This window comes from Acinetobacter baylyi DSM 14961 = CIP 107474, assembly GCF_000368685.1.
GTDB classification, from domain to species: Bacteria; Pseudomonadota; Gammaproteobacteria; order Pseudomonadales; family Moraxellaceae; genus Acinetobacter; species Acinetobacter baylyi.
Genome location: NZ_KB849627.1, coordinates 355,802 through 381,818, shown reverse-complemented (window position 1 = coordinate 381,818; position 26,017 = coordinate 355,802). Strand labels below are relative to the sequence as shown.

Here is a 26,017-nt window from a genome sequence, read left to right as displayed (position 1 = left end):
AGCACGACATATCAGAAAGAATACGAAATACTAGAGTGAGGTAAAATCAAGTGAATATCATATCAACATCGGTCTACGTCGGTCCTAATGTCTATGCAAGCATTCCTTTGATTCGTTTGGTGATTGATTTAAATCCGCATTATATAACTCAATTGGCCTCTATGGGATCAGAGGTGTTAGAAAATCTGGAAAAAGTGATCCCCACATTAAAAACAGAGCAAGATGCAAAGCTTCAGCATAAATTAGAGGAATTAAGACAAGCTCCTCAGCAACAGATTGGAGAGCTTGTGGCTATTCTGGCGTTGCATTTACAGCGCCTTGCTGGTCAGAAAGGAGGAGCTGCATTTAGTGCTTACTGTCATGAGGATGAAACTGAGATTTTATACAGTTATGAATCAGAAGAAATTGGTATTGAAGCGGGCGAAGTAGTGTGTGACATGCTGGTTGCATTGGCAAAAGCACACGAAGCAGGTGATCAAATTGATTTAAATCGGGATGTCAAAGGTTTCTTACGCTATGCAGATCGGTTTGCTTTAGGGCCATCAGCATTGGCATTGGTTCAAGCAGCCGAAGAACGTAATATTCCGTGGTATCGTTTAAATGATGCAAGCTTGATTCAGGTCGGCCAAGGGAAGTATCAAAAACGTATTGAAGCGGCTCTCACCAGTGGTACTTCTCATATTGCTGTAGAAATAGCAGGTGATAAGAATGTTTGTAATCAGTTGTTGCAGGATCTAGGTTTACCTGTGCCTAAACAACGTGTGGTTTATGACATTGATGATGCTGTTCGTGCGGCAAGACGCGTTGGGTTTCCTGTGGTACTTAAACCACTGGATGGTAATCATGGACGAGGTGTGAGTGTCAACCTGACCACAGATGAGGCGGTTGAAGCTGCGTTTGATATTGCGATGAGTGAAGGCAGTGCTGTCATTGTCGAAAGCATGTTATATGGGGATGACCATCGTTTACTGGTGGTAAATGGTGAACTGGTTGCGGCCGCACGCCGTGTACCAGGTCATATTGTTGGTGATGGAAAACACAACGTCGAAGCACTGATTGAAATTGTCAATCAGGATCCTCGTCGTGGCGTTGGACACGAAAACATGCTGACTAAAATTGAACTTGATGAGCAAGCGCTTAAATTATTAGCCGAAAAAGGGTACGACAAAGACAGTATTCCAGCGAAAGATGAAGTGGTTTATTTACGTCGTACAGCAAACATTTCAACTGGCGGCACCGCAATTGATGTCACGGATACCATCCATCCAGAAAACAAACTGATGGCTGAACGAGCGATCCGTGCAGTTGGCTTGGACATTGGTGCCGTAGATTTTCTGACCACGGATATTACCAAAAGCTATCGTGATATTGGTGGCGGGATTTGTGAGGTGAATGCAGGTCCAGGTTTGCGCATGCATATTTCACCATCTGAAGGGCCTTCGCGTGATGTCGGTGGCAAGATTATGGATATGTTGTTCCCACAAGGTAGCCAAAGCCGTGTGCCTATTGCAGCAATTACTGGAACCAATGGTAAAACCACCTGTTCGCGCATGTTGGCTCATATTTTGAAAATGGCAGGTCATGTGGTCGGGCAAACCTCGACTGATGCGGTGTATATTGATGGGAATGTAACGGTTAAAGGCGATATGACAGGCCCAGTGTCTGCAAAAATGGTGTTACGTGATCCATCGGTAGATATTGCAGTGCTTGAAACAGCTCGTGGTGGTATTGTTCGTTCAGGACTTGGTTATCAGTTCTGTGATGTTGGTGCGGTGTTGAATGTTTCGTCCGATCATTTGGGCTTGGGTGGCGTTGATACGCTAGATGGTTTGGCCGAAGTTAAACGTGTTATTGCGGAAGTGACAAAAGACACTGTGGTCTTGAATGCAGACAATGCCTATACCCTGAAAATGGCAGGTCATTCACCTGCTAAACATATTATGTATGTGACACGCGATGCTGAAAATAAATTGGTGCGTGAGCATATTCGATTAGGCAAACGTGCTGTTGTATTAGAAAAAGGTTTGAATGGCGATCAGATTGTTATTTATGAAAATGGAACCCAAATTCCACTCATCTGGACTCATTTAATTCCTGCTACTCTGGAAGGCAAGGCAATTCATAATGTTGAAAATGCGATGTTTGCCGCAGGTATGGCGTACGCATTAGGTAAAAATTTAGATCAGATTCGTATTGGTTTACGTACTTTTGATAATACTTTCTTTCAGTCTCCAGGGCGTATGAATGTATTTGATAAACATGGTTTCCGTGTGATTTTAGATTACGGACACAATGAAGCCGCAGTCGGTGCAATGACAGAACTTGTTGATCGTTTAAACCCGAGAGGTCGTCGTTTACTGGGGGTCACCTGTCCAGGGGATCGTCGTGATGAAGATGTTGTTGCGATTGCTGCTAAAGTTGCGGGGCATTTTGATGAATATTATTGCCACCGTGATGATGACTTACGTGGTCGTGCGCCTGATGAAACACCAAAAATTATGCGTGATGCCTTAATTCAGTTAGGTGTTCCCGAATCCAGGATTCATATTGTTGAGCAAGAAGAAGATTCACTGGCGGCTGTGTTAACAGAAGCTCAAGTAGATGATTTAGTATTGTTCTTCTGTGAAAACATTACGCGTTCATGGAAACAGATTGTTCATTTCACACCAGAATTTAATATTGAAAATGATCATGAAACATTAGAGTTAAAAATCGCGGAACAGGGTTTTGATATTCCTGAGGGATATCATGCAGTGAGCAACGATCGTGGTGTAATGATCTTACCAAGAGGTTAATGCTTAGATGTCTATCACACAGGAACGACTAAGCACCATGAACCATGAGCCCAAGCTGGCGATTATCGGTGGGCGTTTAGAAGATAATAATGCAGACATTTATCAGATGATGCATCAATTATCAAAAGGTAAAATATTAGTTTTTCCAACTGCTTCTGCTGAGCCAGAAGTGGTTGGGCCTGAAACTGTTGAAATATTTCGACAATGGGGTTTTGACGTGACTTTAGTGCCTCTATCTGTTGAGAACTGTGCAACAGTTGCTTATGACCCGCATATCCTACAATTACTTGAAGAATATGGCAGCGTATTCTTCACAGGTGGCAACCAGATTTTCATTGCAGATGCACTGGCACCTCAAGGAAAGGCGACACCACTGTTAGAAAAACTCAGATCGCTGCATCAGCAAGGTGGTTTGATTGCAGGATCAAGTGCAGGTGCCGCCATGATGTCGTCACTGATGATCGTGGGAGGTACATCGCTGGAGGCAACGTCATTTGGATTGGTTACAGATCCAGATCAAGCTGGTCTGTTATTGGATCAGGGGCTAGACTTTTTCAAACAGGGTATTGTTGATCAGCATTTTATTAAGCGTGGGCGTTTTGGCCGTTTACTGATTGCGCTATTAAATAGCAAAACACGTTATGGATTTGGCATTGACGAAAATACTGCCTTGTTTGTTATGGGTGATCATGCATGGGTCACGGGTGAATATGGTGTCTTTATTATTGATACTGATGGCATCCGCATAGATGATCATCAGAATATTAGAAACATTCAGTTTAGCTATTTGGATGATGGCGATTCGATTGATCTTGATACAGGCATGGTTCATGTTGCACAAGACAAAGTCGAAGTCGCTGAAAAAGACATTGTTTACCGTGCGCCTTCATGCTCTGTGCGTAATGTTTTTGGAGCTTATACTTTATATGACTTGCTTTCTAGATTAGTGCTTGGTGATCCAGCCTTTTACTGTTTCGACAGTGCACGTGCAGTTGAACCTATTCATCAAATGATGACCATTGTTGAGTTACAAAGACAAATCAGCTCTCAATCGTTGATTGCAGTACGTAATAATGCAACACGTATTACTGCATTGGGCTTTACTGCTTCTTTGAAAAAAGAGCAGATGGTCGATCAAAAAAATATCGACACGTGGCAGGGCGCAACATTATCACGCAATTATGGATTATCGGTAGGCCGTGAAGCACGGATGATTTTACTGGGTGCGAATCCTGTGCGCAGTAGTGCCAGTTCTTTAATGCGAACTATGGCAGAGATTTGTCAGGGTTCGGTGGGTATTATTGCATGTGCTTCAGCTTCACCACGTAGCGATGCATATGAGTATATACGTGCGCTAGAAAGCTATGGCGTGAATGCCGAATATTTTGATATCACCATCGACAATATTGATCAGGTCAATCGTGATCAAGACGTACTCGATCGATTACAACGCATGCAGACCATCCTGATTACGGGCGGAAATCAGATTCGTTTGATTGAGGCATTGTTAATGCGTAGTGAAGTCACACCCGTATTGCAGGTGATCACAGCAGCATGGGCAGTAGGTAAACCTATTATTGCAATCGGTGGCGCAGCATCTGCCATGTCGGGTTTCATGGTGGCTGGTGGGAGCTCTTGGGAGGCATTGAAATATGGCATCGCTTCTGACTTAGGACGTAGAGGGCTGGTGTTACAAGAAGGTCTTGGTTTATTTGGAACAGCGATTATTGATCAAAATCTGGCAAACTCACGCCGTTTAGGACGGTTAGTGGTCGCTTGTGCTGAAGAAGGTGTCAAATATGGTCTTGGCATTTGTGAAGATAGTGGCTTGATTGCAACCAATGACAATAAAACCTTGGAGGTTATTGGTGATAAAGGCGTCGTTCTGATTGAAACTAATCCTAGATTAGTGAGATCGAGTAGTGATGAGTTTATATCACCAGAAATGAAAATCCATTATGCACAGCCAGGTGATGTGATTGATTTAGAAAAAGGAATGATTCATCGAAAACAGACGATTAACTTGGCGAATAATTTACTCCGCGAATTAATTATTGATCTCATTTATGAATGTCGTAATGACGAAAGAAATGAAACATGGGGCGAAACTTACTTACGCGGTTCAATCACGATTGAATTTACTGCGCATGAAGATGGCTCTGGAACTTTAACTCTGGCAAGTACCATGGATCGTCGTGGCTAATGTTTTCAACGATCTCATCCATTATCATGATTTAATAAGGTCGTAAAATATGTATTTAAATGCAAAAACAATCGCTGACTTAGTCAATAACGAAACTGCTACTGGTAAATTGATACAAGCACAGAAAGCAGGTGGGAAGTGGGTCACTTCTAATTTTGCAGTGATTGAGGCAATTGCTCAATTGGCGGCTGTAGACACTGAAGCAGATTCAGAACAATTAGAGCAGCAAGTTTCCGATTATTTATACACTTATTATGTCGATGTGCGTGATTTACCTTCAGTGGGTAAACTGGCACCTGGCGTGATTCAGAGCACACAGCAGGGTTTAAGCTTAAGTGAAAGTTTGCATCAGGCATGTGCCGAATATTATGAGGTCGCGCTTTTTGATCTGGATACTGCGCCCGAGCTTGAAGAAGACCCAATTATTGAGACTGAAGATACAATAGATGTAGACGCAGAAACAGTTGCAACTGAAGATGCGATGCCAGAATCTGCACAGGTTGAACAAGTGCCAGAGTCTGATCAAGATAAATCAATATGAAAAAATGGTGAAAGCATATGGTTAAAGAAAGTGCTCAGGCTCAGACAAGTGCTTGTGAGAATTTTCTGTTACCTGCGGACCAAGATGGTATTCAAAGGCAAGTGACCATATTTCGTTATGGTCAAGAAAATTCGGCGCCAAAGGCTTATTTGCAGGCAGGTCTGCATGCGGATGAATTTCCAGGTATGTTGGCATTAAAGTATCTGAGAGATTTACTGGATGAGGCAGCCAGACGTAATCGGATTAAAGGCGAAATTGTGATTATTCCCCAAGCCAATCCAATTGGTTTAAGCCAATGGAAAGATGGCTTCTTGCTTGGGCGCTTTGATCATCAAACTGGTACTAATTTTAATCGCGACTATCCAGACTTGTGTCAATTAACAGTTGAAAAGCTTGATGGACAACTGACCGAGAATGCCGAACACAATATCGATGTCATTCGAAAAACAATGCGCAGCGCATTGTCTGAGTTAAAGCCAGAACAAGCGGTAGATGTGTTAAGGCACAAGCTAATCAGTGAATCCTGTGATGCAGATTTAGTACTGGATTTACATGCAGATAACCAAGCGCAATGTCATATGTATACGCTGACACCGCTCTGGCCAGCAATGCATGATGTGGCGGCTGAAATTGATGCACGTGCGGTATTGCTTGCCGAAGAATCTGGAGGTCATCCATTTGATGAAGCATGTAGTGCACCGTGGATGAACCTGTCTAGAGCATTTCCAGATTATCCAATCCCACTGGCCTGTCAGTCTGCCACATTTGAACTCGGCAGCAATGATGAAGTCGATTTACGTCTTGCTCAGGATCAAGCTGAAGCTTTATTTAGAATTCTGATACGGCGTGGTTTTATTGAAGATGTTCATGTGGGCGAGCTTCCTCAACTCGCTTGTGAGGGAACATTACTCGAAGCCATGCAGCAACTCAAAGCGCCGTGTCAAGGATTAATCGTGTATCACAATCGATTGGGTGATTTTGTACGGTCTGGTGATAAAGTGGTCAGTATTGTTGATCCGATTGGAGAAACCGTTGATATTCTGGCACACACAGATGGCGTACTTTTTGCGCGCCATAGTCAGACCTATGCTTATCCGAATAAAGTGATTGGGAAAATTGCAGGTAAAGAACCTTTGCCTGAACGGAAAGGATTTTTATTGACTGAATAAATCTACCGCTGGGATCACGATCAGATCAAATTCTGGTCGTGATCTTTTAACATTTCAGTTGCGTAACCAAGTATGCTATTTAAATTCAATTGATTGATACTTCATCAATTTCTGAAAGTCATATAGACCAAATCACGCCTTATAGGTCGATAGTAAAATACTTGTTTCAGTATTATAAATTCCGTTAATGGTTCGGATTCTCTCTAATATCTTGTCAAAACTCGCCAAATTTTCAGATTTTAATTCAACCAGAAGATCCCATTTGCCATTGGTGGTATGCAGCGTATGCACAGCAGGGTCAATTCTCAATTCTCGAATCACCGCACTGGCTTTATTTCCCTCTACCATAATATTCATCCAGGCACGAATCATGTTTTGTTCAGAATTCGGTTTTATTCTGACGGTATAGCCAGTAATAATGCCTTGATTCTCCATGTATTCGATTCGCTTCTGAATCGTTGCCCGTGATACTTTGACCTTGGCTGCCAGATCAGTCACCGACATGCGTGCATTATCTCGTAGTAAACCCAAAATTTGGCTATCTGTATCATTCATTTTGATTTAATCGCTATTCAATGTGTCTAATATTGTATCAATTTAATCATAATAACAACTTTTTTAAATCAAATTGATTTTTCATACTAGTCAATATCAAAGAACACGTAACAGACCAAATTGGATTACGAGGGCATCATGAGCATACATCATCTGAATCGTCAGGACTTTAATCAATTTATGGTGCCAGTATTTGCACCAGCTCAATTCATTCCTGTACGTGGCCAAGGTTCTCGTCTTTGGGATCAGGACGACAAAGAATATATCGATTTTGCGGGGGGGATTGCAGTCAATGCTTTAGGTCATGCACATCCTATTGCGGTCAATGCTTTAATCGAACAAGGTCAAAAACTTTGGCACATTGGTAACGGTTATACCAATGAACCTGTGTTGGCTTTGGCGAAACAATTGGTCGATCACACTTTTGCCGATAAGGTATTTTTCTGTAATTCAGGCGCCGAGGCAAATGAGGCTGCGCTTAAGTTAGCGCGCAAGATTGGGCTATCTAAAAATAAAAGTAAAATCGTGGCTTTTAATAATGCCTTTCATGGCCGTACGTTATTTACCGTAACCGCAGGCGGACAGCCAAAATATTCTCAAGATTTTGCCCCTTTACCCGCAGGGATTGAACATGTGGCATTCAATGATTTAAATGCAGCGGCGGCAGTGATTGATGATCAAACCTGCGCTGTGATTGTGGAACCGATTCAGGGCGAGGGTGGTGTCCTTCCAGCCGATCTTGAGTTTTTAAAAGGTTTGCGTCGTTTGTGTGATGAAACAGGTGCGGTATTAATTTTTGATGAAGTTCAAACTGGCGTAGGACGTACAGGTGCATTGTATGCCTATATGAATACGGGTGTTGTCCCCGATATTTTGACGACTGCCAAAGCATTGGGTGGTGGTTTTCCTATTGGCGCCATGATCACGACAGATCAATATGCCAATGTGTTTGTGGTGGGTGACCATGGTACAACCTATGGAGGTAATCCTCTGGCCTGTGCGGTTGCTGGGGCTGTCTTCAATTTTATTAACACGGCCGATGTTTTAGATGGTGTCAAACAACGTTCACAGCAGTTTATTGATGAACTTGAGCAACTCAATCATACCTATGCTGTATTTCAGGAAATTCGTGGGCAAGGTCTATTGCTAGGCTGTGTACTCAGACCTGAATATGCAGGTAAAGCAAAAGACATTGTCACATTAGCAGGTGCCGAAGGGCTTCTTGCCTTGATTGCTGGGCCAAATGTAGTGCGTTTTACACCTTCTTTAGTGATTTCTGAACAAGAAATTTCAGAAGGTTTACAACGCTTTGGTCGAGCTCTGTCTCAATTTGTGGCTGTACATCAATAAAAGGTCGCTCATTATGTTGATCGTTAGACATGCAGAGTTCCGCGATCTGGATGATATCTTCATCTTGGCAGAGAAATCTGGCGTCGGCTTAACCTCTTTGCCAGCCAATCGTGAAATCTTATTTTCCAGAATTGAACGCACACGAAAAACCTTGCTGGGTGAATGCCCTCGAAGTGAACAAGGATATCTATTTGTTCTTGAAGATATTGAAGATAAGCGTGTAGTGGGGGTGAGCGCCATTGAGGTTGCTGTTGGTCTGAGCGAACCATTTTATAATTATCATGTCGGCAAGCAGGTGCATGCGTGTAAAAATTTGAATGTTTATAAAACACTCAATACGCTTTTTTTAAGCAATGATCTGACAGGGAGCAGTGAATTATGTACTTTGTTTTTAGATGAGGCTTATCGCAAAAACCTGAATGGAAAACTTTTATCAAAAATCCGTTTTTTATTCATTGCTGCTTTCCATGAATTTTTTCAGCCCAAAATCATCGCTGAAATGCGCGGTTATTCAGATGAATCGGGGCGTTCTCCATTTTGGGATGCCATTGGTTATCAGTTTTTCAATATGGATTTTGCCACTGCAGATTATTTGAGCGGTGTTGGTCAAAAAGCTTTTATTGCAGAGTTAATGCCACGATTTCCAATCTATGTGGATTTACTTTCAGCAGATGTGCAAGGTGTCATTGGGGCGGTGCATCCACATTCTAAACCTGCCAGCCATGTACTAGAAAGTGAAGGCCTACGATACCAAGGATACGTCGATATTTTTGATGCTGGCCCTACGCTTGAAGCTGAAATCTGTTATCTCAGAGCGGTAAAGGAAAGTCAACTTTTACCTATTAAACTGACGAATTCAACCCAGCAAGATGAAGCACCTTATCTGGTTGCCAATGATACTTATCAAGAGTATCGGGCAATTCTGATCCATTCTTCACTTGATGCCGAATACATTGAGTTGAGTCATCAACAGGCCAGCTTATTGAATGTAGAAGAAGGACAAAAAATTCGTATTTTGCCATTAAATACGACGGAGCAATAATCATGTCACACGCAAATTTATGGATTGATGGAAACTGGGTGCAGGGACAGGGCAAATCTTGGAATACGTGCAACCCTGTTTCACAACAGGTGGTATGGCAGGGAAATGAAGCTACAGCGCAACAAGTTGAGCAGGCATGCGAGGCCGCAAGACAAGCCTTTCCTCAATGGGCTACAACGTCACTAACAAATCGTATTGCAATTATTGAACGTTTTGCGCTGTTACTCGAACAAAATAAAGAAGCTTTAGCAAAGATTATTAGTCAGGAAACCAGTAAACCACTTTGGGAAACATTGACAGAAGTCCAGTCAATGGTGGCGAAGGTGGCCATTTCCATTCGTGCGTATCATCAGCGTACAGGTAAAAGCATAACTGAAATGGCAGATGGTGCAGCATCATTAAGGCATCGTCCACATGGGGTGATGGCGGTATTTGGTCCTTATAATTTTCCAGGACATTTACCCAATGGTCATATCGTTCCTGCATTAATTGCAGGGAATGTTGTTGTGTTTAAACCCAGTGAACTGACGCCGTGGACTGCTGAAGCAACCGTTAAACTTTGGCAACAGGCAGGATTACCAAATGCTGTGTTGAATTTGCTACAAGGTAGCCGAGAGACAGGGATTGCTCTGGCACAATCGGAGCACATTGATGGCGTATTATTTACTGGAAGTGCATCTACGGGTTATCAGTTACATCGTCAGCTTGCTGGCGCACCTGAAAAAATTCTGGCCTTGGAAATGGGCGGAAACAACGCACTGATTATTGAGGATATAGATGATATCGATGCTGTGGTTCATCTTGCAATCCAGTCTGCGTTTATCTCGGCAGGTCAGCGTTGTACCTGTGCAAGGCGTTTAATCATTAAAAATGGTCAAGCTGGCGATGCATTTATTCAGCGTTTTATTGAGGTGGCTCGTGATCTTGTGATTGGTGATTGGGATGCAGAACCGCAACCTTTCATGGGCGGTGTGATTTCAGTCAAAGCTGCCGAAGCATTATTAAAAGCTCAACAAAATCTGATTGATTTAGGGGCGCGTAGTCTCTTGGAAATGAAACAACTACGTGAAAATAGCGCATTAGTTTCGCCTGCCATTTTAGATGTAACGGCTGTGCCAGATATCCCAGATGAAGAATATTTTGGACCATTGACCTGTATTTATCGTTATGACGATTTTGATGAAGCATTGAAACTGGCCAATAGCACACGTTTTGGCTTATCTGTTGGTTTGGTTTCACCAAAACGAGCATTATTTGAGCGTATGTTGATCGAGGCACGTGCAGGAATTGTCAATTGGAACAAGCCTTTAACAGGTGCGTCTAGTGCCGCACCTTTTGGTGGTGTCGGAGCATCTGGAAACCATCGTGCGAATGCTTTTTATGCTGCGGATTATTGTGCGTGGCCGATGGCTTCTTTAGAGAGTGAGCAGTTGAGTCTGCCAGAAAAATTATCACCAGGCATTGTGCTGTAGTGAGTCAACAGAAATGGAGTTAAAAATGTCTGGTTATGAAATTAATTTTGATGGTTTAGTTGGCCCGACACATCACTATGCAGGTTTGTCGTTTGGCAATGAAGCATCGACCAAAAACCGTAATCATCTTTCTAATCCTAAGCTTGCAGCCAAACAAGGACTGCTAAAGATGAAAGCATTGGCAGATATGGGCATGAAGCAGGGCGTTCTAGCGCCACAGGAGCGTCCGCATGTACCCAGCTTACGTAAGCTGGGCTTTGGTGGAGATGATCACGCTGTCATTACTCAAGCCATGCGCACTTCGCCAGAGTTACTATCGGCTTTGAGTTCAGCTTCATGTATGTGGACTGCAAATGCTGCAACCGTTTCACCTTCGGCAGATAGTGCTGATGGTCGTGTTCATTTTACTGCCGCAAATTTGAATAACAAATTTCATCGTTCAATCGAACATGAAACAACGAGTCAAATTCTGGCTGCGATTTTTCGTGATGAGCGCTATTTTGCGCATCACTTAGCGTTACCGCCAGTCGCTTTATTCGGTGATGAAGGCGCTGCCAATCATAATCGTTTAGGTGGTCCTTACGATTCTGCTGCTGTTCAGGTGTTTGTATATGGTCAACAATTTCTAGGTGGTCAAGTTGCACCCAAGCGTTATCCAGCGCGTCAGTCTCTAGAAGCCTGTCAGGCCGTTGCACGATTACACCAACTTGACTCAAATCGCACTGTATTTGTTCAGCAAAATCCTGATGTGATTGATGAAGGTGTATTTCATAACGATGTGATTGCAGTAAGTAACCAGCAAGTTTTATTTCATCATCAAAAAGCTTTTTTCAATCAAGCTCAGGCGCTTAATGAAATTCGTGAAAAAATGGCACTGTTAGAACAAGACTTGATTGCCATTGAAGTGCCAGATCAACGGGTCAGTGTCGGAGATGCGGTATCGACTTATTTATTTAATAGTCAATTGATTACGCGTCCTGATGGTGGTATGACTATTGTTGTACCAGAAGAATCTCGTCAAAACCTTGCGGTATGGTCATATCTGAATGACATGATTCAGATGGGAACACCTGTCGATCAGATCAAAGTTTTTGATTTGCGTGAAAGTATGCGTAATGGTGGTGGACCTGCATGTTTACGTTTACGTGTCGCAGTGAATGACGCAGAGTTCAATGCGATTAATCACAATGTACTGATGAACGATGCATTGTTTGCACGTCTAAATACTTGGGTTGATCGGCGTTATCGTGATCAGCTCTCACATCAAGATTTGGCAGATCCTGCATTATTGATCGAAAGTCGTAGTGCATTGGATGAATTGACCCAAATTTTAAATCTGGGCTCGGTCTATCATTTTCAACAATAGAATGGGAAGCATGAGCCAATGACACATTTTCTTCATTCAGTATTGAGCCAGCAATTTCCTCACGCATTACAAGGTGAAAACCATAATTTTTCATGGCAATGGCAAGATGAGGGCGTTATTTGTTTAACGCCCCATCATGGCTATGAAAAAAGCATCGTTCTATCAGCAGGAATACACGGTAATGAAACTGCGCCCATTGAGCTGCTTGAACACATCTATCAGGATGTATTTCAAGCAAGCCTCACCCTAAATGTTCGCTTGCTTTTGGTACTGGGCAATCCTAACGCGATACGCACGGGTCAACGCTATATCGAATATGATATGAATCGGATGTTTTGTGGTGGATATCAGCAGCTAGAGCCATCTGTGGAGACCCAGCGTGCTGAGAGGCTAGAACAGCACGTTCAGATTTTTTTTGAACAAGGTTGTTCTACTGCCAAGCGCTATCACTATGACTTACATACAGCTATAAGAGCATCGTTGTTACCTACTTTTGCGCTATTGCCTCATCTTGAACATGTCCATGATCCGCTACTTTTAAATAGCTTAAATGCAGCCGATTTAGACGCTGTGGTTTTTCATAATACTGCTGGAAAAACCTTTAGCCATTTTAGTGGGGCGTATTGTCAGGCAGCCAGTGCTACTTTGGAATTGGGACAGGCAAAGCCCTTCGGTCAAAATGACTTAAGTCAGTTTGTGGCAATTGATCGTGTATTACGGGTTCTAATTGCAGATGAAGCTTTGCCCTCAAGACACAAAACCCCAATTCGTCGATTTAAAGTCATAGAATCAATTTTGAAAAAAGATGATGATTTTCAATTAAATCTAAAGTCTTCTGCGCCCAATTTTTCTCTTTTTCATCAAGGGGATGTTATTGCTACACAACAAAGTCAAAATTACATTGCACATGAGCATGAAGTAAGAATTCTATTTCCTAATGTCAATGTAGCAAAAGGGTTAAGAGCTGGGCTGATTTTGCAAGAAATGAGCAAATAAACGCTATATTGGTATTTTGGGAATGAATGGTTCGCTCTATTAAGAGCACTCGATTCGGTGATACCTCATTCTTTAGATCAGAATTGAATAAAAAAAGGGATTCCAGTTACAACATCGATTTATCGTTTTATTTTATATAAAATTGGTATTTGATGTTGAAACAAGCCGATGTCCATATGTGGCAACATCGGCTTGAACAGGATTTGAATGAGTTAATAAAGATTTAGTTTTTATTAAAACAAATCAATCATGTTTAATTTATCAGTATGGATGATAATTAATAGTGCGGATTAAACTCTAAAATATTAAAAGAAATAAGCAGCAGTCATTTTCAATAAATGCTGGGTTTTATTATCATTACCTTGCACCAAAGAGTACTCATCTCCACCAATTAATAGGTCATTTTTACCCATAATGTATTCAGCCGTAAATCCAAGATTTTTGTGGTCGACTGATACTCCAATAATATTACGTGTTGAGGTTTTATAGCTGCCTGTTTTGTCATAAGCACTATACATTGCATAAGGTGTAATTTTTCCAATTTTTCCGACATCCTTAAATGTATAGCTGATATCGGCTGTATAGAAATGACCTTCATTTGCCAAGTAATTATAATAATCAAATGAACCTGCTACGGATACATTCGGATTTAATGGATCTTTGTTGTCAATTTTATGATGACCACCTGTTAAGGTAACTTGAAAATCCTGATAACCTAACTGGCTAAATAACGCCCAAGCTTTGTGACGACCCGTGTCATTATAGGTTTTATTTTTAATGTCTGAAAACCAATATGAACCCCCTAATGAAGCAGAGAAAGCTGGATCATCAAATTTAAATTTATGATTGACCCGCGCTATCCACATGTTTTCTTCTTTGAGATAAGTTTGAATTTCACTGTTTGGATCAGGTTTGACAAAGTTAGACGAATAACGTGCTGAATCTACACTTTTTCCATGATAGTGACCGCCATCAATTGGGAAGAAACCTAGATCTACATCTGTATTTGAAAAAAGATTGGTACGATAATTAATCCCGACATTATGCACATCTTCAAGTCCGACTTGAGTAACAATGCCTCCATAATTATTGCTTTCCCAGAAGCGACCTGGGCCAAATGGCATGTTTTGTAAACCAACCGTAACTTTGTCAGTTTCATTGATCTTATAGCCTAAGTAACCATCTACAAGTGCAGAGAAATCACAAAGTTTATCGTATTGATAACAACGATATTCGATATGTCCAAACATTAAAGATGATTGATAGTCGATATTGATTTTTGCGGCATCAAAAGTCAGTTTTTGATCGTTTTTAGACCAGCTTTTGTCCTCATATTTTGCTCTTAGAAAACCAGAAAGCTTGAGCTCACCTTCAACTGATTTTGCATCTCCAATACTCAGATCGGCAGAATAGCCAGCTTGAGCAAAACTCCAAAAAGCCAAAAATGTTAGTGAACATTTAAATGTACGATATTGCATAATTTTAGTCCCCTATTGCTTAAAAAATAAAATCTCAATCTCGTTTTGCACATCAATTAAACGAGGTACTTGTGAAAAAACTGACGTATAAACCGTTGGTAAATTAATAAACTGAATATGGTTTTCTTGTGAAAATTCTTTCAATCATGGGGGTGAAGTCTTCCAATGACATAGTTTCATAGTCTGGGTCAAATGAGGGACGATCCCATTCTCGACAAAAGTAATCACACTCATCAAAATAAGGATGACTTTTGAATTTATCTCGAGAATTTTTATCTAAACCTAAAACATCCCAGTAATAATATCCTTGAAAAATGTCATGGTGCTTTACGATCCAATAAGTCTTCTCAGTGACATAAGGTTGTATTAGGGCTGCTGCAAAGCTTGCATGATTATAAGCCGCCAAATTATCACCAATATCATGAATTAAGGCTGCGATAACCATCTCTTCAGAGGCATTATCCTTGTAAGCACGAGTGGCTGTTTGCAAAGAATGTTGTAATCGATCAATTAAATATGGCTGATGATGTCCTTTGCCTAATAACTTTAATTGTTCGATAATCATTTCAGGTAATTTCTTAATTTCCTGCATTTCAAATGCTTCAATTATTTGCCACTCATCTGTAGTCATTTGATCGATACTGGTGAATTTAGCTTTTTTCATTTACATTTGCCTAAAATCTTTTAAAAACCCAAATGATTTTTTGAAAATTTATAAGTAACGAATAGTGGTAGCTCTCTTGGCAAAATAATTTATTAAACGCTTTAATATTTGATAAAATTAAAACATCAAAACTCAGCGCTGTTCAATTTTTAACTTTCGCAAGTGCTTTAACATCTTATACATAATATTTTTTATAAATTAAATTCTGAATTTTTGAATGAGATTCAGTAAATACGAATCAGCAGAAGTAAAAAATCAACGATGATAAGTATGAGATCGGGTTTTTAAAAATCGAGTACTAAATATTTTGAGTAAGAGAGCATTGAATGAATCAACATTTCGCCATTAATCCAGTTGAATGGGAGGCACGCTGTCAACTGGCAGCCCTTTATCGCTTAATCGCATATTATAAAATGACCGATTTGATTGACACGCATATCAGCTTACGCGTGCCAGATGAACCTCATCATTTTTTGATTAATCGTTATGGCGTTTTGTTTGATCATATGTGCGCATCAGATTTGGTCAAGATTGATCATGATGGAAAAATTGTCGAAAACTATGATCAAGGCAAGAAAGTGAATGTCGCGGGTTTTGTCATTCATTCTGCTATTCATCATGCTAAACCGCATTTAGATTGTGTCATTCATACGCATACCGCAGACGGTATTGCTGTATCTGCGCAGCAAGATGGGTTATTACCTATATCACAACATGCGCTCAAATTTTATCGCCGTTTGTCTTATCACAGCTATGAAGGAATTGCGTTATCACTCGAAGAGCGAGAACGACTGGTCAATGACTTAGGTAATAACAAAGCCATGATACTCAGGAACCATGGTTTATTAGCAGCAGGGCCGTCTGTCGCACATGCATTTCATGAAATCTATTTTTTGGAGCGCGCTTGTCAGATTCAGGTAAAAGCTTTATCAGCACACAACTTAATTTATCCTTCCGAAGCTCTATGTGAATTTACAGCTTCTCAGTTTGAGCAGGATGATGCTGAGGGAATTATTTGGGATGCGTGGCATGCTGCTTTATCATTGATTGAAAAAGATAAAGCAGATTTTTGTCGTTAGCTGCTAAATATATTTCGACATAATATTGCGGAATTTCTGAATGATTGGATCTTTGCTGCGACCGCGTCGCATAATGAGAGAAAATGGCGCTTGATAACCGAAGGTAGATGGCAATAACACTTTGAGCCGTTTTTGGTCTACCCATGATTGAGCAAAATGTTCAGGTAAATAACCAATATATTGTCCAGATAAAATCAAAATTAATTGTGCTTCCATGGATTCTACAGATGCAGATGAGTTATTGAATCCATGTTTAGCCAATTCACTATGACTCCAGTAACCCCTACGAACCATTTTCTCCTGCGTAATCATGTTTTCAGTCAAATGACGTTGTTCAAATAAATGATGTTTGTCACTACAAAATAACCAATGTTGCTCTTTGTGCAGAGGGTGATAAGTAATACCATTCATTTTTAAAAAGAAAGCACCCACCGCCAAATCATAACAATTTTCTAAAACCCCCATTTGGAGTTCATATGGACTGTGAACCTGAAGCTGTATATAAATATAAGGATTTTCCTGAGAAAATTGCCCAATAATCTGATCAATTGGAAAATGCTTTTCAGTCACAATTGAGTCTAAAATGCCAATTTTGAGTATCCCGTTTAACTCACCTTTGACTTGAGCACTGTATAACGCAAACTTATCAATTTCCTGAAGGAGTTTCACCGTCTCCTGATAATAAAGTTCGCCTTTATAGGTGAGTGAAAACCCCCCACGACCACGTTCACATAGCTTCATCCCAACATTGGACTCAAGCTGACTCATGTAGGTACTGATGGCGGATGTTGATAAATTAAGTTCCTGTTGTGAGTTTGCAAAACCTTGATTTTTAACAACAGTTTCAAAAATACGCAGGAGCTTAAGGTCAGGAAAATGTTGAAGATCCATAACATAACTGCCCATAGAAGTTATCTTTAAAATAGATTATTTAGTTTAGAAATGTCAAAACTAAATATGAATTGAATAAAACGATTTGGCATATACGTATGATTTCTTCGCCACACCTATATCATGCTTACAGGTACAAATATAAATAATAATTATTTTAATTTCAGATGCTTTGCTTTTCTAACGCCTAATATTTTTTGAGATTAAGGTGATGTCTATATACATCTATTTAATCACAAGAATCAAGTTCGAATAAGCTAAGAGTAGTTGATCTCAATTTTCCATATTTAAGCAGGTATAGAGCAATCAAATAATCTAAAGCTCATTTATTTAGTTTAGAAAATTCAAAACTAATTATTTAGAAATTGCTATTTAACACACTGTAGCTTTAAGAGATAACATCAATAAAACAGCTAGATACAGATCTAAAAATGAATCAGCATCTTGATCCATCTCGGCATAGAAATGAAATCGTACCTATTGAAGATGTCACATCTCAGGGACGTGGCATGCAACTTAAAACATTTCGTACCTTATGGGGGGTTAACTCCTCTTGGCAACAGACACTTTGTGAATTAAAGACAGCGGGTTGTTCTGGAATTGAAGCACGTGTGCCGTTAACTTTAGATGAACAGCAAGCGTTGGCATCAGATATTCGAGCGGCAGAACTTGAATATATTGCGATTGTATTCAGTGGTGGCGATGTCATACCCAAGCAGAAAGAAACACCAGAACAGCATCTTGAACGTTTAAAACAACGCTTCGATGCAGCCAAGCAATTGCAGCCATTATTTGTCAATTTACTTGCAGGAAATGATCGTTGGCCTCTGGCACAGCAAGTTGATTTTCTAGGAAAAGCACATGAGCTGGCAAAGTGTTTTGAGCTGAATTGTAGTTTTGAAACGCATCGAGCAACGTCGCTTTATAGTCCTTGGCTGACATTAGAAATTATACAGCAGCTTCCACAACTACAATTTACTGCTGATATTAGCCACTGGATTGTTGTTAGTGAACGTCTGTTAAATGATCCGTGTGATGATTTCACTGCATTTATTGATCGTGTTCATCATATTCAGGCTCGGGTTGGATACGACCAAGGACCTCAGGTTCCGCATCCAGCCGCTCCAGAATACCAAACTGCTCTCAAGTTTCAGCAAGATTTCTGGCAGAAAATCTGGCAGTCGCAGCATCGTCGTGGTTATCAGCAAACTACACTTACGCCTGAATTTGGTGCTGATGGTTATTTACACCACTTACCATTTACCAATGTACCTGTGGCTGATTTGTGGTCGCTTAATGCATGGATGTTGCATGAGGAACAACAGCATTTTAACGAATTTTTATCTTCAATGAAAAAGGAGGGCAACTAAATGACCAAGGTTAAAGGCGCTTTTACTGAACTACCCGTGATTAATATACAGGGCTTAAATAGCGAAAATCTTGCCGAGCGACAAGCCGTTGCAGATGCCATTGGACAGGCATCGCGAAAGGTTGGATTTTTCTATATCACTGGTCATGGTATTGCACCAGAGTTGATCGCAGGTGTGCGGGCAGCAGCAAAAAAATTCTTCGCTTTGCCAATGCAAGAAAAAATGAATTACTACATTGGCCAATCGAAAAGTCATAAGGGTTATGTTCCCGAAGGTGAAGAGATTTATGGTTCTGGAAAACCAGATTTAAAAGAGGCATTTGATGTCGGCTTTCAGGCTCCAGAGGATCATCCTTTTGTCGTGTCCAAAACCCCTCTGATTGGTGCAAATGAATGGCCAGAACTTGCAGAATTTAAGTCACAAGTTTTGGATTATTATCAGGCAGTTTTTGCTTTAGGACATCGTTTATTTGATGCTTTTGCACTGGCACTTGGTTTGCCAGAAGGTTATTTCAAGTCAATGGTGACTTGCCCGCCATCAAAACTACGTCTGATTCACTATCCTTTTGACGCAACAGCGGAAGATAAACCAGGCATTGGTGCACATACTGATTATGAATGTTTCACACTATTGCTTGCAGACCAGCCAGGTTTAGAAGTGCTCAATGAAGATAGAGTCTGGATTGATGCGCCGCCATCTAAAGATATCAATGGTGAAGAAGCTTTTGTCATTAATATTGGTGACATGCTGGAGGTCTTGAGTGCTGGCACCTTTATTGCTACTGCACACCGCGTTCGCAAAGTACCCCAAGAGCGTTATTCATTTCCACTGTTCTTTGCTTGTGATTATCACACGCTAATTCGCCCATTACCGCATTTCTTAAAAGCAAACGAGGCAGATCAATATAAAGAGCTAAGTATTGGTGAACATATGTGGAGTCAGGCATTACAAACCTATCGTTACTTACGTGAAAAAGTTGCCAAGGGTGAGTTGCAATTATCAGAAAGGGCGAGAGCAACCCATACTTTTGGTCACCTGAAACAACAAGCAAAGCAAAAAACCACTAGCAATTTGTGAGGATTGATTTATGAAACAGACCTTTAAAAATTTTTCATGTCGGATGGCTTTATCTGTCGCCGCAGTCACATGCTTTTCATCAATGAGCCATGCTGCACCATTACTCACCAATGGCGTGTTTAAAGTCGGTTTAGAGGCAACTTATCCACCGTTTGAATCTTATGACAGCAATAAAAATATCGTTGGTCTTGATCCAGATTTTGCTGCGTTGATTGCCAAAGATTTAAATGCTAAACCTCAACTGATTGATACCAAGTTTACCAGCCTGATTTTGGGTCTGGGTAAAAAGTATGATGCGGTTATTTCAGGGTTATATGTCACTCCAGAGCGTCTAAAACAAGCAGATGCCATTCCTTATGCCATGACGGGTGCTTCAATTATTGCGCTTAAAAATAGCAACATTTTACCAAAGACTGAAAATGATTTGTGCGGTGTAAAAGTAGGTTTGCAGCAAGGAACTGCATGGGTGGCCAGTCTTAAGAAACATTCAGAGGCTTATTGTATTAAAAATGGAAAACCCGCCATTCAGGTGATGGAGTTTCCAACAGCTCCTGAAGTCTCTCAGGCATTGATGTCAAGAAACGTAAGTGCACAACTGGAAATTGCGCCAGCGGCAAAAATTCTCGTTGAGAAAAGTCGTGGTCGTCTTGTAGTGAGTTCTTCACGTCTGGTCTATCCATTGCCACTCGGGATCTATGTCACCAAAGGAAATACCGCACTTGTCTCAGCCATTAAATCATCGCTCGCGAAAGCCAAGGCCAATGGTCAATATAGCGCGCTGATCAAAAAATATAATTTAGAGCCTGTTCATTAATTGTTTGAGATTGGGAGTCAGTATGGAATTCGATTGGGAATATTTCTTCTCTTTATTTGGCTTTGCAGAGTTTTGGAAGGCCTGCGTAACTGTCATTGTAATCAGTTCGTTATCTTGGTTTATTGGGATGGTATTGGGATTTGTTTTGGCGTGTGCAAAGGTATCCGCCCCACGCTGGATTAAAATTCCCGTCGAACTCTATATCTGGTTTTTCCGTAGTATCCCTTTAATGGTACTGCTGGTTTTTGTATATAATTTGCCACAGATGTTTCCAATCACTCAGCCTTTATTGGGTGTGCCATTTATTGCAGGTCTGATCTCAATGACAGTTACTGAAGCAGCATATATGGCAGAGATTCATCGGGGTGGTTTATTGTCTGTGACCAAAGGACAAAATGAAGCTGGACATGCGTTAAGCTTTGGTTTTTTTGGCATTCAGCGTTTGATTGTGATTCCGCAGGCATTTCGAATTGCATTACCTACATTAATTAATGAATTTATTACTGTCATTAAATTGAGTTCGATCTTATCGGTTATTTCACTACCTGAATTATTACTGACAGGTCAGCGTTTATATGCAGATAATTTTCTTGTCATGGAAACGCTGCTTGCTGTAGCGGTTTATTATGTGACGATTGTGACATTATTTACCTGGTTATTTAAATGGCTTGAGAATTTCCTTAATCTACAACGTAGATCACCGCAAACACTTAAAGAGAGTGAATGCATGGCATTAAGACAAAGTTTGAATGCTCCTGCATCTAACCTGAATACCAAAGAATTAATTGCTGGAAGCCCTGTTGCATTAGATTTGCGAGATATTTATAAATCATGGGGGCAGCATCAGGTTTTAAAGGGAATTAATCTAAAGGTAAAAAATGGTGAAGTGTTAAGTATTATTGGGCCATCAGGTTCTGGTAAAACCACACTTATTCGAACCATCAATGCACTTGAAAGTGTCGATGATGGCGAAATTGTATTGTATGGTGAGAGTTATATCAAAGGCGGTGCAGTAATCGATAAACAGAAGATGCGTGCTGGAGTTCGTCGTATCGGCATGGTATTTCAAGGGTTCAATTTATTTCCACACCGCACTGTTTTAGATAATGTGATGCTTGCCCCGATGTATCACAAGCTATTTGATCATACTGTGGTTAAAGAACAGGCACTGTATTTACTCGATCGGGTTGGCTTACTTGCACATATTGATAAATATCCACATCAGCTTTCTGGTGGGCAGCAGCAACGTGTTGCAATTGCAAGAGCATTGGCGCTCAAGCCCGATATCATGCTGTTTGATGAACCGACCTCTGCACTTGATCCAGAACTGGTTGGCGAAGTTCTCAAGGTGATTCAATCTCTTGCCAGTGAAGGCATGACCATGCTGATTGTGACACATGAGATGGATTTCGCATTATCTATTTCAGATCGGGTGATTATGATGGAACATGGTGTGGTGCAGTGTGATGCATCACCTGATGATATTCGTTGTTCTTCATCTGCTTCGTTCAGTCGGGTACATGAGTTTATGCAAGTCAAATCAGAGGGCTGAGCCTTACATATCTAAAGATTGAAGATATCATTTCACTCTATGTGGGGGTAAAACAAGAATAAATCCCTAAACAAATATATGACTATATTAGGATTTAGTTATTCAAACCTATCAAATTAAGTCACGCTCTTCTTATCAAACCAGACTACTTCAGATCTACATTATCCTGATCTGAAGCAGTTTGACTTTTAATCTCAGCTAAATTTCAAACCTCCCTAATCCTATGGTCATTTAAAAGAACGTATTCATAGATCACATTCTAGAGTGAGATCTTCAAATGTAGCGTTAGGTCATATCCTGCTTTTAATTAGTTTATAAATATCAAAACTAATTATTTAATAAATACTATTTAAGCTAAGGTGTTTTTATTAGATAAATAATGAAAACAAACAGATATAGGTATACAAATGGCCAAAAATTTACATCAACCTCTTGGTGGAAACGAAATGCCGCGTTTTGGTGGTATCGCATCCATGATGCGTTTACCCGTTATTGAAACGCCTGAGGAGTTGGCTAAATTGGATGCTGCATTTGTGGGTATTCCTTTGGATATTGGAACGTCCCTTAGATCTGGAACACGCTTTGGACCGCGTCAGATTCGCGCAGAATCCGTCATGATCAGACCGTATAACATGGCAACCGGCGCGGCACCGTTTGATTGTATTAATGTGGCGGATATTGGTGATATTGCAATCAATACATTTAACTTACTGCATGCTGTTGAAATTATTGAACAAGAATATGACCGCATTTTGTCATATGGAATTATTCCCTTAACACTGGGTGGCGACCATACTTTAACATTACCGATTCTACGGGCACTTAAGAAAAAACATGGCAAAGTCGGTTTGGTACATATCGATGCCCATGCAGACGTCAATGACCACATGTTTGGTGAAAAAATTGCGCATGGAACCACCTTTCGCCGCGCAGTAGAAGAAGATCTTCTGGATTGTGATCGTGTCGTACAGATTGGCCTAAGAGCACAGGGTTATAGTGCCGATGACTTTAACTGGAGTCGTCGTCAGGGATTTAGGGTGGTACAGGCGGAAGAATGCTGGCATCAATCTTTAGCGCCACTCATGGCTGAAGTCAGAGAAAAAGTAGGTGGCGGGCCTGTTTATTTATCTTTCGATATCGATGGGATCGATCCTGCTTGGGCACCAGGCACAGGAACGCCAGAGATTGGTGGGCTGACTACTATTCAAGCGCTGGAAATTATTCGTGGATGTGAGGGGCTGGATATTATAGGTGGCGATTTGGTCGAGATTTCTCCACCTTATGACACTACAGGAAATACCTCCTTGCTCGGTGCCAATCTCTTGTTTGAAATGTTATGTATTTTGCCAAATGTCATGAAGAAATAAAGTTTTTAGCGAGTTACATAGGTAAATATCAATGACCTTACTTTAAAAGCATGGTAGAGGAAGACATATTTTCTATGATGAAAATTGATTGTAGTTAAGGTCAATCATCTTGGCGTTTTAAATGAAGCATAAATAGTAGATTACTTTATTTTCTTATGAGTTGAATTTTCTATTTATGTTTGCTCTTAAAAATATGGAGAAAACAACAGTGTTGAATCGCATATCTTTCAGACAAATGGAATATTTTGTTTCAACTGCACAGCATGGCAGTATTATTGTGGCATCGGAGAAAATACATGTTTCTCCACCTTCAATTTCTGCTGCAATTTCCCATATTGAATCAGAATTAAAAGTGAAATTATTTATTCGTCAACACGCGCGTGGCTTATCCTTGACCAATATCGGTGAAAAAATTCTTAAAGAATGTTTGTTTATTTTGGGGCAAACCTATGCACTTTATGCACTTGCTTCTGAATATCGCGGTTTGACACAACGAGCCTTACAAGTGGGTTGTCATCATGTTTTAACGCCGTTGATTTATTCAGATATTGTGCATGATTTTAATCTTTTACATCAACAAGATGATATTCGCTTAGTGGATGGTAGCCATGACGAACTCATGAATGCTTTACTCTCAAATAAAGTAGACATGGCAATCACCACAAATTTACAGATTGATCATAACCTTATTTGTTTTGAGCCGATAGTGAGTTTGCCTCCTCATGTGTTGGTGAGTGAACATCATCCATTGGCAAAAATGAAAAGTGTTCGCTTAGAAGATTTAACTCAGTTTCCGATGATTTTGCACGACTCTCCCTATTATAAAGATTATTGCACTGATTTATTTACACAGCATAACTTGGTGCCACATATCAAAGATACCTACAAAAACTATGATCTAGTACGAACCATGGTGGCTGATGGATGGGGTTACAGCATGACCAATTTACGACATAAGCTTGAGCATACATTAAATGGTAAAAAACTCATTCGCATAATGTTAGAAGGAGATCATGCACCAGTAAGTATAGGAATTGCCACAATCTCCAGTGTCAATTCGAATGAAGTTACAGAAAAATTTATGAGCTACTGTAAAGATTTTATTTGTGAGTATTATCATGATCATGCTTCATGCAGTTTCACTTTAACTTCTTCAATTAAAAAAACGCGATCTATACCAAGCGTGGCTTAAAAAAATCATCCGTTAGCGATCAGTATTGATCATTTAACTGATGTTTTAAATTATTAAAATTGAGATGAGTGATATGCAGCACGTCAGAATAACATGTACTGAAAAACAGTATTTGGGGAATCAAACGTTCAGATTTAATTTTCCTGTGAACTACACCGAATTTGAAAAGTTAACCCAACAGCAATTTTATGATCAAGTGAAGGATCAGCATGTTTTAATCGTAAATGATTTAAAAGTTGATCAGCAAGTGATGGATAACAATCCAGAGCTTCAATTGATTGCACTCTGTTCGACTGGTTTTGATCATGTCGATATTGGGTTAGCAAAACAGAGAAATATAAAAGTGTGTAATATTAAGGGATATGCAGGCGATACCGTCGCCGAACATGCTTTTTTACTCATGCTGAATTTGGTTAAAAATTTGCAGTTTTATCAGAATTCAGTTGTTTCAGGATTATGGAGTGACAGCAATTGTTTTTGCTATCAAGATCATCACTTTCCAATTTATGATCTTAAAGACAAAACATTGGTGATTGTAGGTCGAGGTGAAATAGGACAATCCTTGGCATTAAAAGCACAAGCGTTTGGAATGCAGGTATTTTTTTCTGAACGCCCGAATCAAGAAGGCTGTAGAGAGGGATATATTCCATTTCAGACAGCACTTCAAATTGCAGATGTGCTGTCATTGCATTGTTCACTAAACGCTGACAATCGGCATATGCTTAATCAAGAAACACTAAATTTAATGAAACCGAATAGTTTTATTATAAACGTCAGTCGAGGTGGGTTAGTAAATGAGCACGATTTACTCATTGCACTTCGTACAGGCCGCATTGCGGGCTATGGAGCAGATGCCATGACCCAAGAACCTCCTCCTAGAGATAATCCACTTTTAAAGAGTGGATTACCCAATATATTGCTTACACCGCATATCGCATGGGCAAGCGAAGAGGCGAAACAGCGTATGATTGAGATACTGGTTCAGAATATTCATTTAAATTTAGATGGAATAGATCACAATAGAATCGTTTAGCAGTGTTGGAC

The 26,017-nt window shown here is 40.3% G+C and carries 21 protein-coding genes; 17 read left to right on the top strand and 4 right to left on the bottom strand.

The window, feature by feature from the left end; translation table 11 throughout:
• Positions 1–50: 50 nt before the first annotated feature.
• From cphA to F952_RS08855, 4 genes are read left to right on the top strand one after another with little or no spacing between them, the layout of a single operon-like run.
• Positions 51–2,795, top strand: coding sequence for a cyanophycin synthetase (gene cphA, locus F952_RS08870; RefSeq protein WP_004925893.1), 2,745 nt, complete (start codon positions 51–53; stop codon positions 2,793–2,795).
• A 7-nt stretch (positions 2,796–2,802) separates the two neighbouring features.
• On the top strand, positions 2,803–4,998 hold the full coding sequence (locus F952_RS08865) for a cyanophycinase (RefSeq protein WP_004925892.1): 2,196 nt from the start codon (positions 2,803–2,805) through the stop codon (positions 4,996–4,998).
• A 49-nt stretch (positions 4,999–5,047) separates the two neighbouring features.
• Positions 5,048–5,539, top strand: a complete 492-nt coding sequence (locus F952_RS08860; protein ID WP_004925891.1) for a hypothetical protein — start codon at positions 5,048–5,050, stop codon at positions 5,537–5,539.
• A 17-nt stretch (positions 5,540–5,556) separates the two neighbouring features.
• On the top strand, positions 5,557–6,708 hold the full coding sequence (locus F952_RS08855; protein ID WP_004925890.1) for a succinylglutamate desuccinylase/aspartoacylase family protein: 1,152 nt from the start codon (positions 5,557–5,559) through the stop codon (positions 6,706–6,708).
• A gap of 132 nt (positions 6,709–6,840) precedes the next feature.
• Here the strand turns inward: F952_RS08855 and F952_RS08850 are convergent, their stop codons facing one another.
• Positions 6,841–7,263 (bottom strand): Lrp/AsnC family transcriptional regulator, encoded by a 423-nt coding sequence (locus tag F952_RS08850; RefSeq protein ID WP_004925879.1) that lies wholly within the window; start codon positions 7,261–7,263, stop codon positions 6,841–6,843.
• A gap of 138 nt (positions 7,264–7,401) precedes the next feature.
• Here F952_RS08850 and F952_RS08845 point away from each other — a divergent pair, with 138 nt between their 5' ends.
• From F952_RS08845 to astE, 5 genes are read left to right on the top strand one after another with little or no spacing between them, the layout of a single operon-like run.
• Positions 7,402–8,613, top strand: coding sequence for an aspartate aminotransferase family protein (locus tag F952_RS08845; protein WP_004925874.1), 1,212 nt, complete (start codon positions 7,402–7,404; stop codon positions 8,611–8,613).
• Positions 8,614–8,626: 13 nt separating this feature from the next.
• Complete coding sequence (gene astA / locus F952_RS08840) at positions 8,627–9,655, top strand: arginine N-succinyltransferase (RefSeq protein ID WP_004925871.1); 1,029 nt, start codon at positions 8,627–8,629, stop codon at positions 9,653–9,655.
• 2 nt (positions 9,656–9,657) lie between these two features.
• Positions 9,658–11,127 carry a succinylglutamate-semialdehyde dehydrogenase gene (gene astD / locus F952_RS08835; RefSeq protein WP_004925866.1) on the top strand — a complete coding sequence of 490 codons (1,470 nt, stop codon included), beginning with the start codon at positions 9,658–9,660 and terminating at the stop codon, positions 11,125–11,127.
• A 25-nt stretch (positions 11,128–11,152) separates the two neighbouring features.
• Positions 11,153–12,493: an N-succinylarginine dihydrolase gene (astB, locus tag F952_RS08830; protein WP_004925865.1), complete on the top strand. Its 1,341-nt coding sequence runs from the start codon at positions 11,153–11,155 to the stop codon at positions 12,491–12,493.
• 18 nt (positions 12,494–12,511) lie between these two features.
• Positions 12,512–13,489: a succinylglutamate desuccinylase gene (gene astE / locus F952_RS08825; protein ID WP_004925864.1), complete on the top strand. Its 978-nt coding sequence runs from the start codon at positions 12,512–12,514 to the stop codon at positions 13,487–13,489.
• Positions 13,490–13,794: 305 nt separating this feature from the next.
• Here the strand turns inward: astE and F952_RS08820 are convergent, their stop codons facing one another.
• Both F952_RS08820 and F952_RS08815 read right to left on the bottom strand, forming a co-directional pair.
• A complete protein-coding gene (locus tag F952_RS08820; protein WP_004925863.1) occupies positions 13,795–14,967 on the bottom strand; it encodes a hypothetical protein in 1,173 nt (390 codons plus the stop codon).
• A gap of 103 nt (positions 14,968–15,070) precedes the next feature.
• Positions 15,071–15,631, bottom strand: coding sequence for an HD domain-containing protein (locus tag F952_RS08815; RefSeq protein ID WP_004925861.1), 561 nt, complete (start codon positions 15,629–15,631; stop codon positions 15,071–15,073).
• Between the two features lie 326 nt (positions 15,632–15,957).
• Between F952_RS08815 and F952_RS08810 the strand changes: the two genes are divergently transcribed.
• Positions 15,958–16,710 (top strand): class II aldolase/adducin family protein, encoded by a 753-nt coding sequence (locus F952_RS08810; RefSeq protein WP_004925854.1) that lies wholly within the window; start codon positions 15,958–15,960, stop codon positions 16,708–16,710.
• Between the two features lie 3 nt (positions 16,711–16,713).
• Here F952_RS08810 and F952_RS08805 read toward each other — a convergent pair whose 3' ends face one another.
• Positions 16,714–17,601: a LysR family transcriptional regulator gene (locus F952_RS08805; protein WP_011182252.1), complete on the bottom strand. Its 888-nt coding sequence runs from the start codon at positions 17,599–17,601 to the stop codon at positions 16,714–16,716.
• Between the two features lie 431 nt (positions 17,602–18,032).
• Here F952_RS08805 and F952_RS08800 point away from each other — a divergent pair, with 431 nt between their 5' ends.
• From F952_RS08800 to F952_RS08770, 7 genes are all read left to right on the top strand, one after another.
• Positions 18,033–18,971 carry a sugar phosphate isomerase/epimerase family protein gene (locus tag F952_RS08800; protein WP_004925852.1) on the top strand — a complete coding sequence of 313 codons (939 nt, stop codon included), beginning with the start codon at positions 18,033–18,035 and terminating at the stop codon, positions 18,969–18,971.
• A complete protein-coding gene (locus tag F952_RS08795) occupies positions 18,972–20,048 on the top strand; it encodes an isopenicillin N synthase family dioxygenase (protein ID WP_004925851.1) in 1,077 nt (358 codons plus the stop codon).
• 10 nt (positions 20,049–20,058) lie between these two features.
• The gene (locus tag F952_RS08790) at positions 20,059–20,862 is read left to right on the top strand and encodes an ABC transporter substrate-binding protein (RefSeq protein ID WP_004925850.1); all 804 of its coding nucleotides are present in this window, start codon (positions 20,059–20,061) and stop codon (positions 20,860–20,862) included.
• 22 nt (positions 20,863–20,884) lie between these two features.
• Positions 20,885–22,414: an amino acid ABC transporter permease/ATP-binding protein gene (locus F952_RS08785; RefSeq protein WP_004925849.1), complete on the top strand. Its 1,530-nt coding sequence runs from the start codon at positions 20,885–20,887 to the stop codon at positions 22,412–22,414.
• A 407-nt stretch (positions 22,415–22,821) separates the two neighbouring features.
• Positions 22,822–23,781 carry an agmatinase gene (speB, locus tag F952_RS08780; RefSeq protein ID WP_004925848.1) on the top strand — a complete coding sequence of 320 codons (960 nt, stop codon included), beginning with the start codon at positions 22,822–22,824 and terminating at the stop codon, positions 23,779–23,781.
• A gap of 208 nt (positions 23,782–23,989) precedes the next feature.
• Positions 23,990–24,973 carry a LysR family transcriptional regulator gene (locus tag F952_RS08775; protein WP_034709579.1) on the top strand — a complete coding sequence of 328 codons (984 nt, stop codon included), beginning with the start codon at positions 23,990–23,992 and terminating at the stop codon, positions 24,971–24,973.
• Between the two features lie 73 nt (positions 24,974–25,046).
• The gene (locus tag F952_RS08770; protein WP_004925843.1) at positions 25,047–26,006 is read left to right on the top strand and encodes a D-2-hydroxyacid dehydrogenase; all 960 of its coding nucleotides are present in this window, start codon (positions 25,047–25,049) and stop codon (positions 26,004–26,006) included.
• Positions 26,007–26,017 lie beyond the last annotated feature (11 nt).

Excerpts from the sequence above, each read along its gene's own strand:
- F952_RS08865 (WP_004925892.1), top strand. The coding sequence starts at position 2,803 with ATGTCTATCACACAGGAACGACTAAGCACCATGAACCATGAGCCCAAG.
- F952_RS08860 (WP_004925891.1), top strand. The coding sequence starts at position 5,048 with ATGTATTTAAATGCAAAAACAATCGCTGACTTAGTCAATAACGAAACT.
- F952_RS08855 (WP_004925890.1), top strand. The coding sequence starts at position 5,557 with ATGGTTAAAGAAAGTGCTCAGGCTCAGACAAGTGCTTGTGAGAATTTT.
- F952_RS08850 (WP_004925879.1), bottom strand. The coding sequence starts at position 7,263 with ATGAATGATACAGATAGCCAAATTTTGGGTTTACTACGAGATAATGCA.
- F952_RS08845 (WP_004925874.1), top strand. The coding sequence starts at position 7,402 with ATGAGCATACATCATCTGAATCGTCAGGACTTTAATCAATTTATGGTG.
- astA (WP_004925871.1), top strand. The coding sequence starts at position 8,627 with ATGTTGATCGTTAGACATGCAGAGTTCCGCGATCTGGATGATATCTTC.
- astD (WP_004925866.1), top strand. The coding sequence starts at position 9,658 with ATGTCACACGCAAATTTATGGATTGATGGAAACTGGGTGCAGGGACAG.
- astB (WP_004925865.1), top strand. The coding sequence starts at position 11,153 with ATGTCTGGTTATGAAATTAATTTTGATGGTTTAGTTGGCCCGACACAT.
- astE (WP_004925864.1), top strand. The coding sequence starts at position 12,512 with ATGACACATTTTCTTCATTCAGTATTGAGCCAGCAATTTCCTCACGCA.
- F952_RS08820 (WP_004925863.1), bottom strand. The coding sequence starts at position 14,967 with ATGCAATATCGTACATTTAAATGTTCACTAACATTTTTGGCTTTTTGG.
- F952_RS08815 (WP_004925861.1), bottom strand. The coding sequence starts at position 15,631 with ATGAAAAAAGCTAAATTCACCAGTATCGATCAAATGACTACAGATGAG.
- F952_RS08810 (WP_004925854.1), top strand. The coding sequence starts at position 15,958 with ATGAATCAACATTTCGCCATTAATCCAGTTGAATGGGAGGCACGCTGT.
- F952_RS08805 (WP_011182252.1), bottom strand. The coding sequence starts at position 17,601 with ATGGATCTTCAACATTTTCCTGACCTTAAGCTCCTGCGTATTTTTGAA.
- F952_RS08800 (WP_004925852.1), top strand. The coding sequence starts at position 18,033 with ATGAATCAGCATCTTGATCCATCTCGGCATAGAAATGAAATCGTACCT.
- F952_RS08795 (WP_004925851.1), top strand. The coding sequence starts at position 18,972 with ATGACCAAGGTTAAAGGCGCTTTTACTGAACTACCCGTGATTAATATA.
- F952_RS08790 (WP_004925850.1), top strand. The coding sequence starts at position 20,059 with ATGAAACAGACCTTTAAAAATTTTTCATGTCGGATGGCTTTATCTGTC.
- F952_RS08785 (WP_004925849.1), top strand. The coding sequence starts at position 20,885 with ATGGAATTCGATTGGGAATATTTCTTCTCTTTATTTGGCTTTGCAGAG.
- speB (WP_004925848.1), top strand. The coding sequence starts at position 22,822 with ATGGCCAAAAATTTACATCAACCTCTTGGTGGAAACGAAATGCCGCGT.
- F952_RS08770 (WP_004925843.1), top strand. The coding sequence starts at position 25,047 with ATGCAGCACGTCAGAATAACATGTACTGAAAAACAGTATTTGGGGAAT.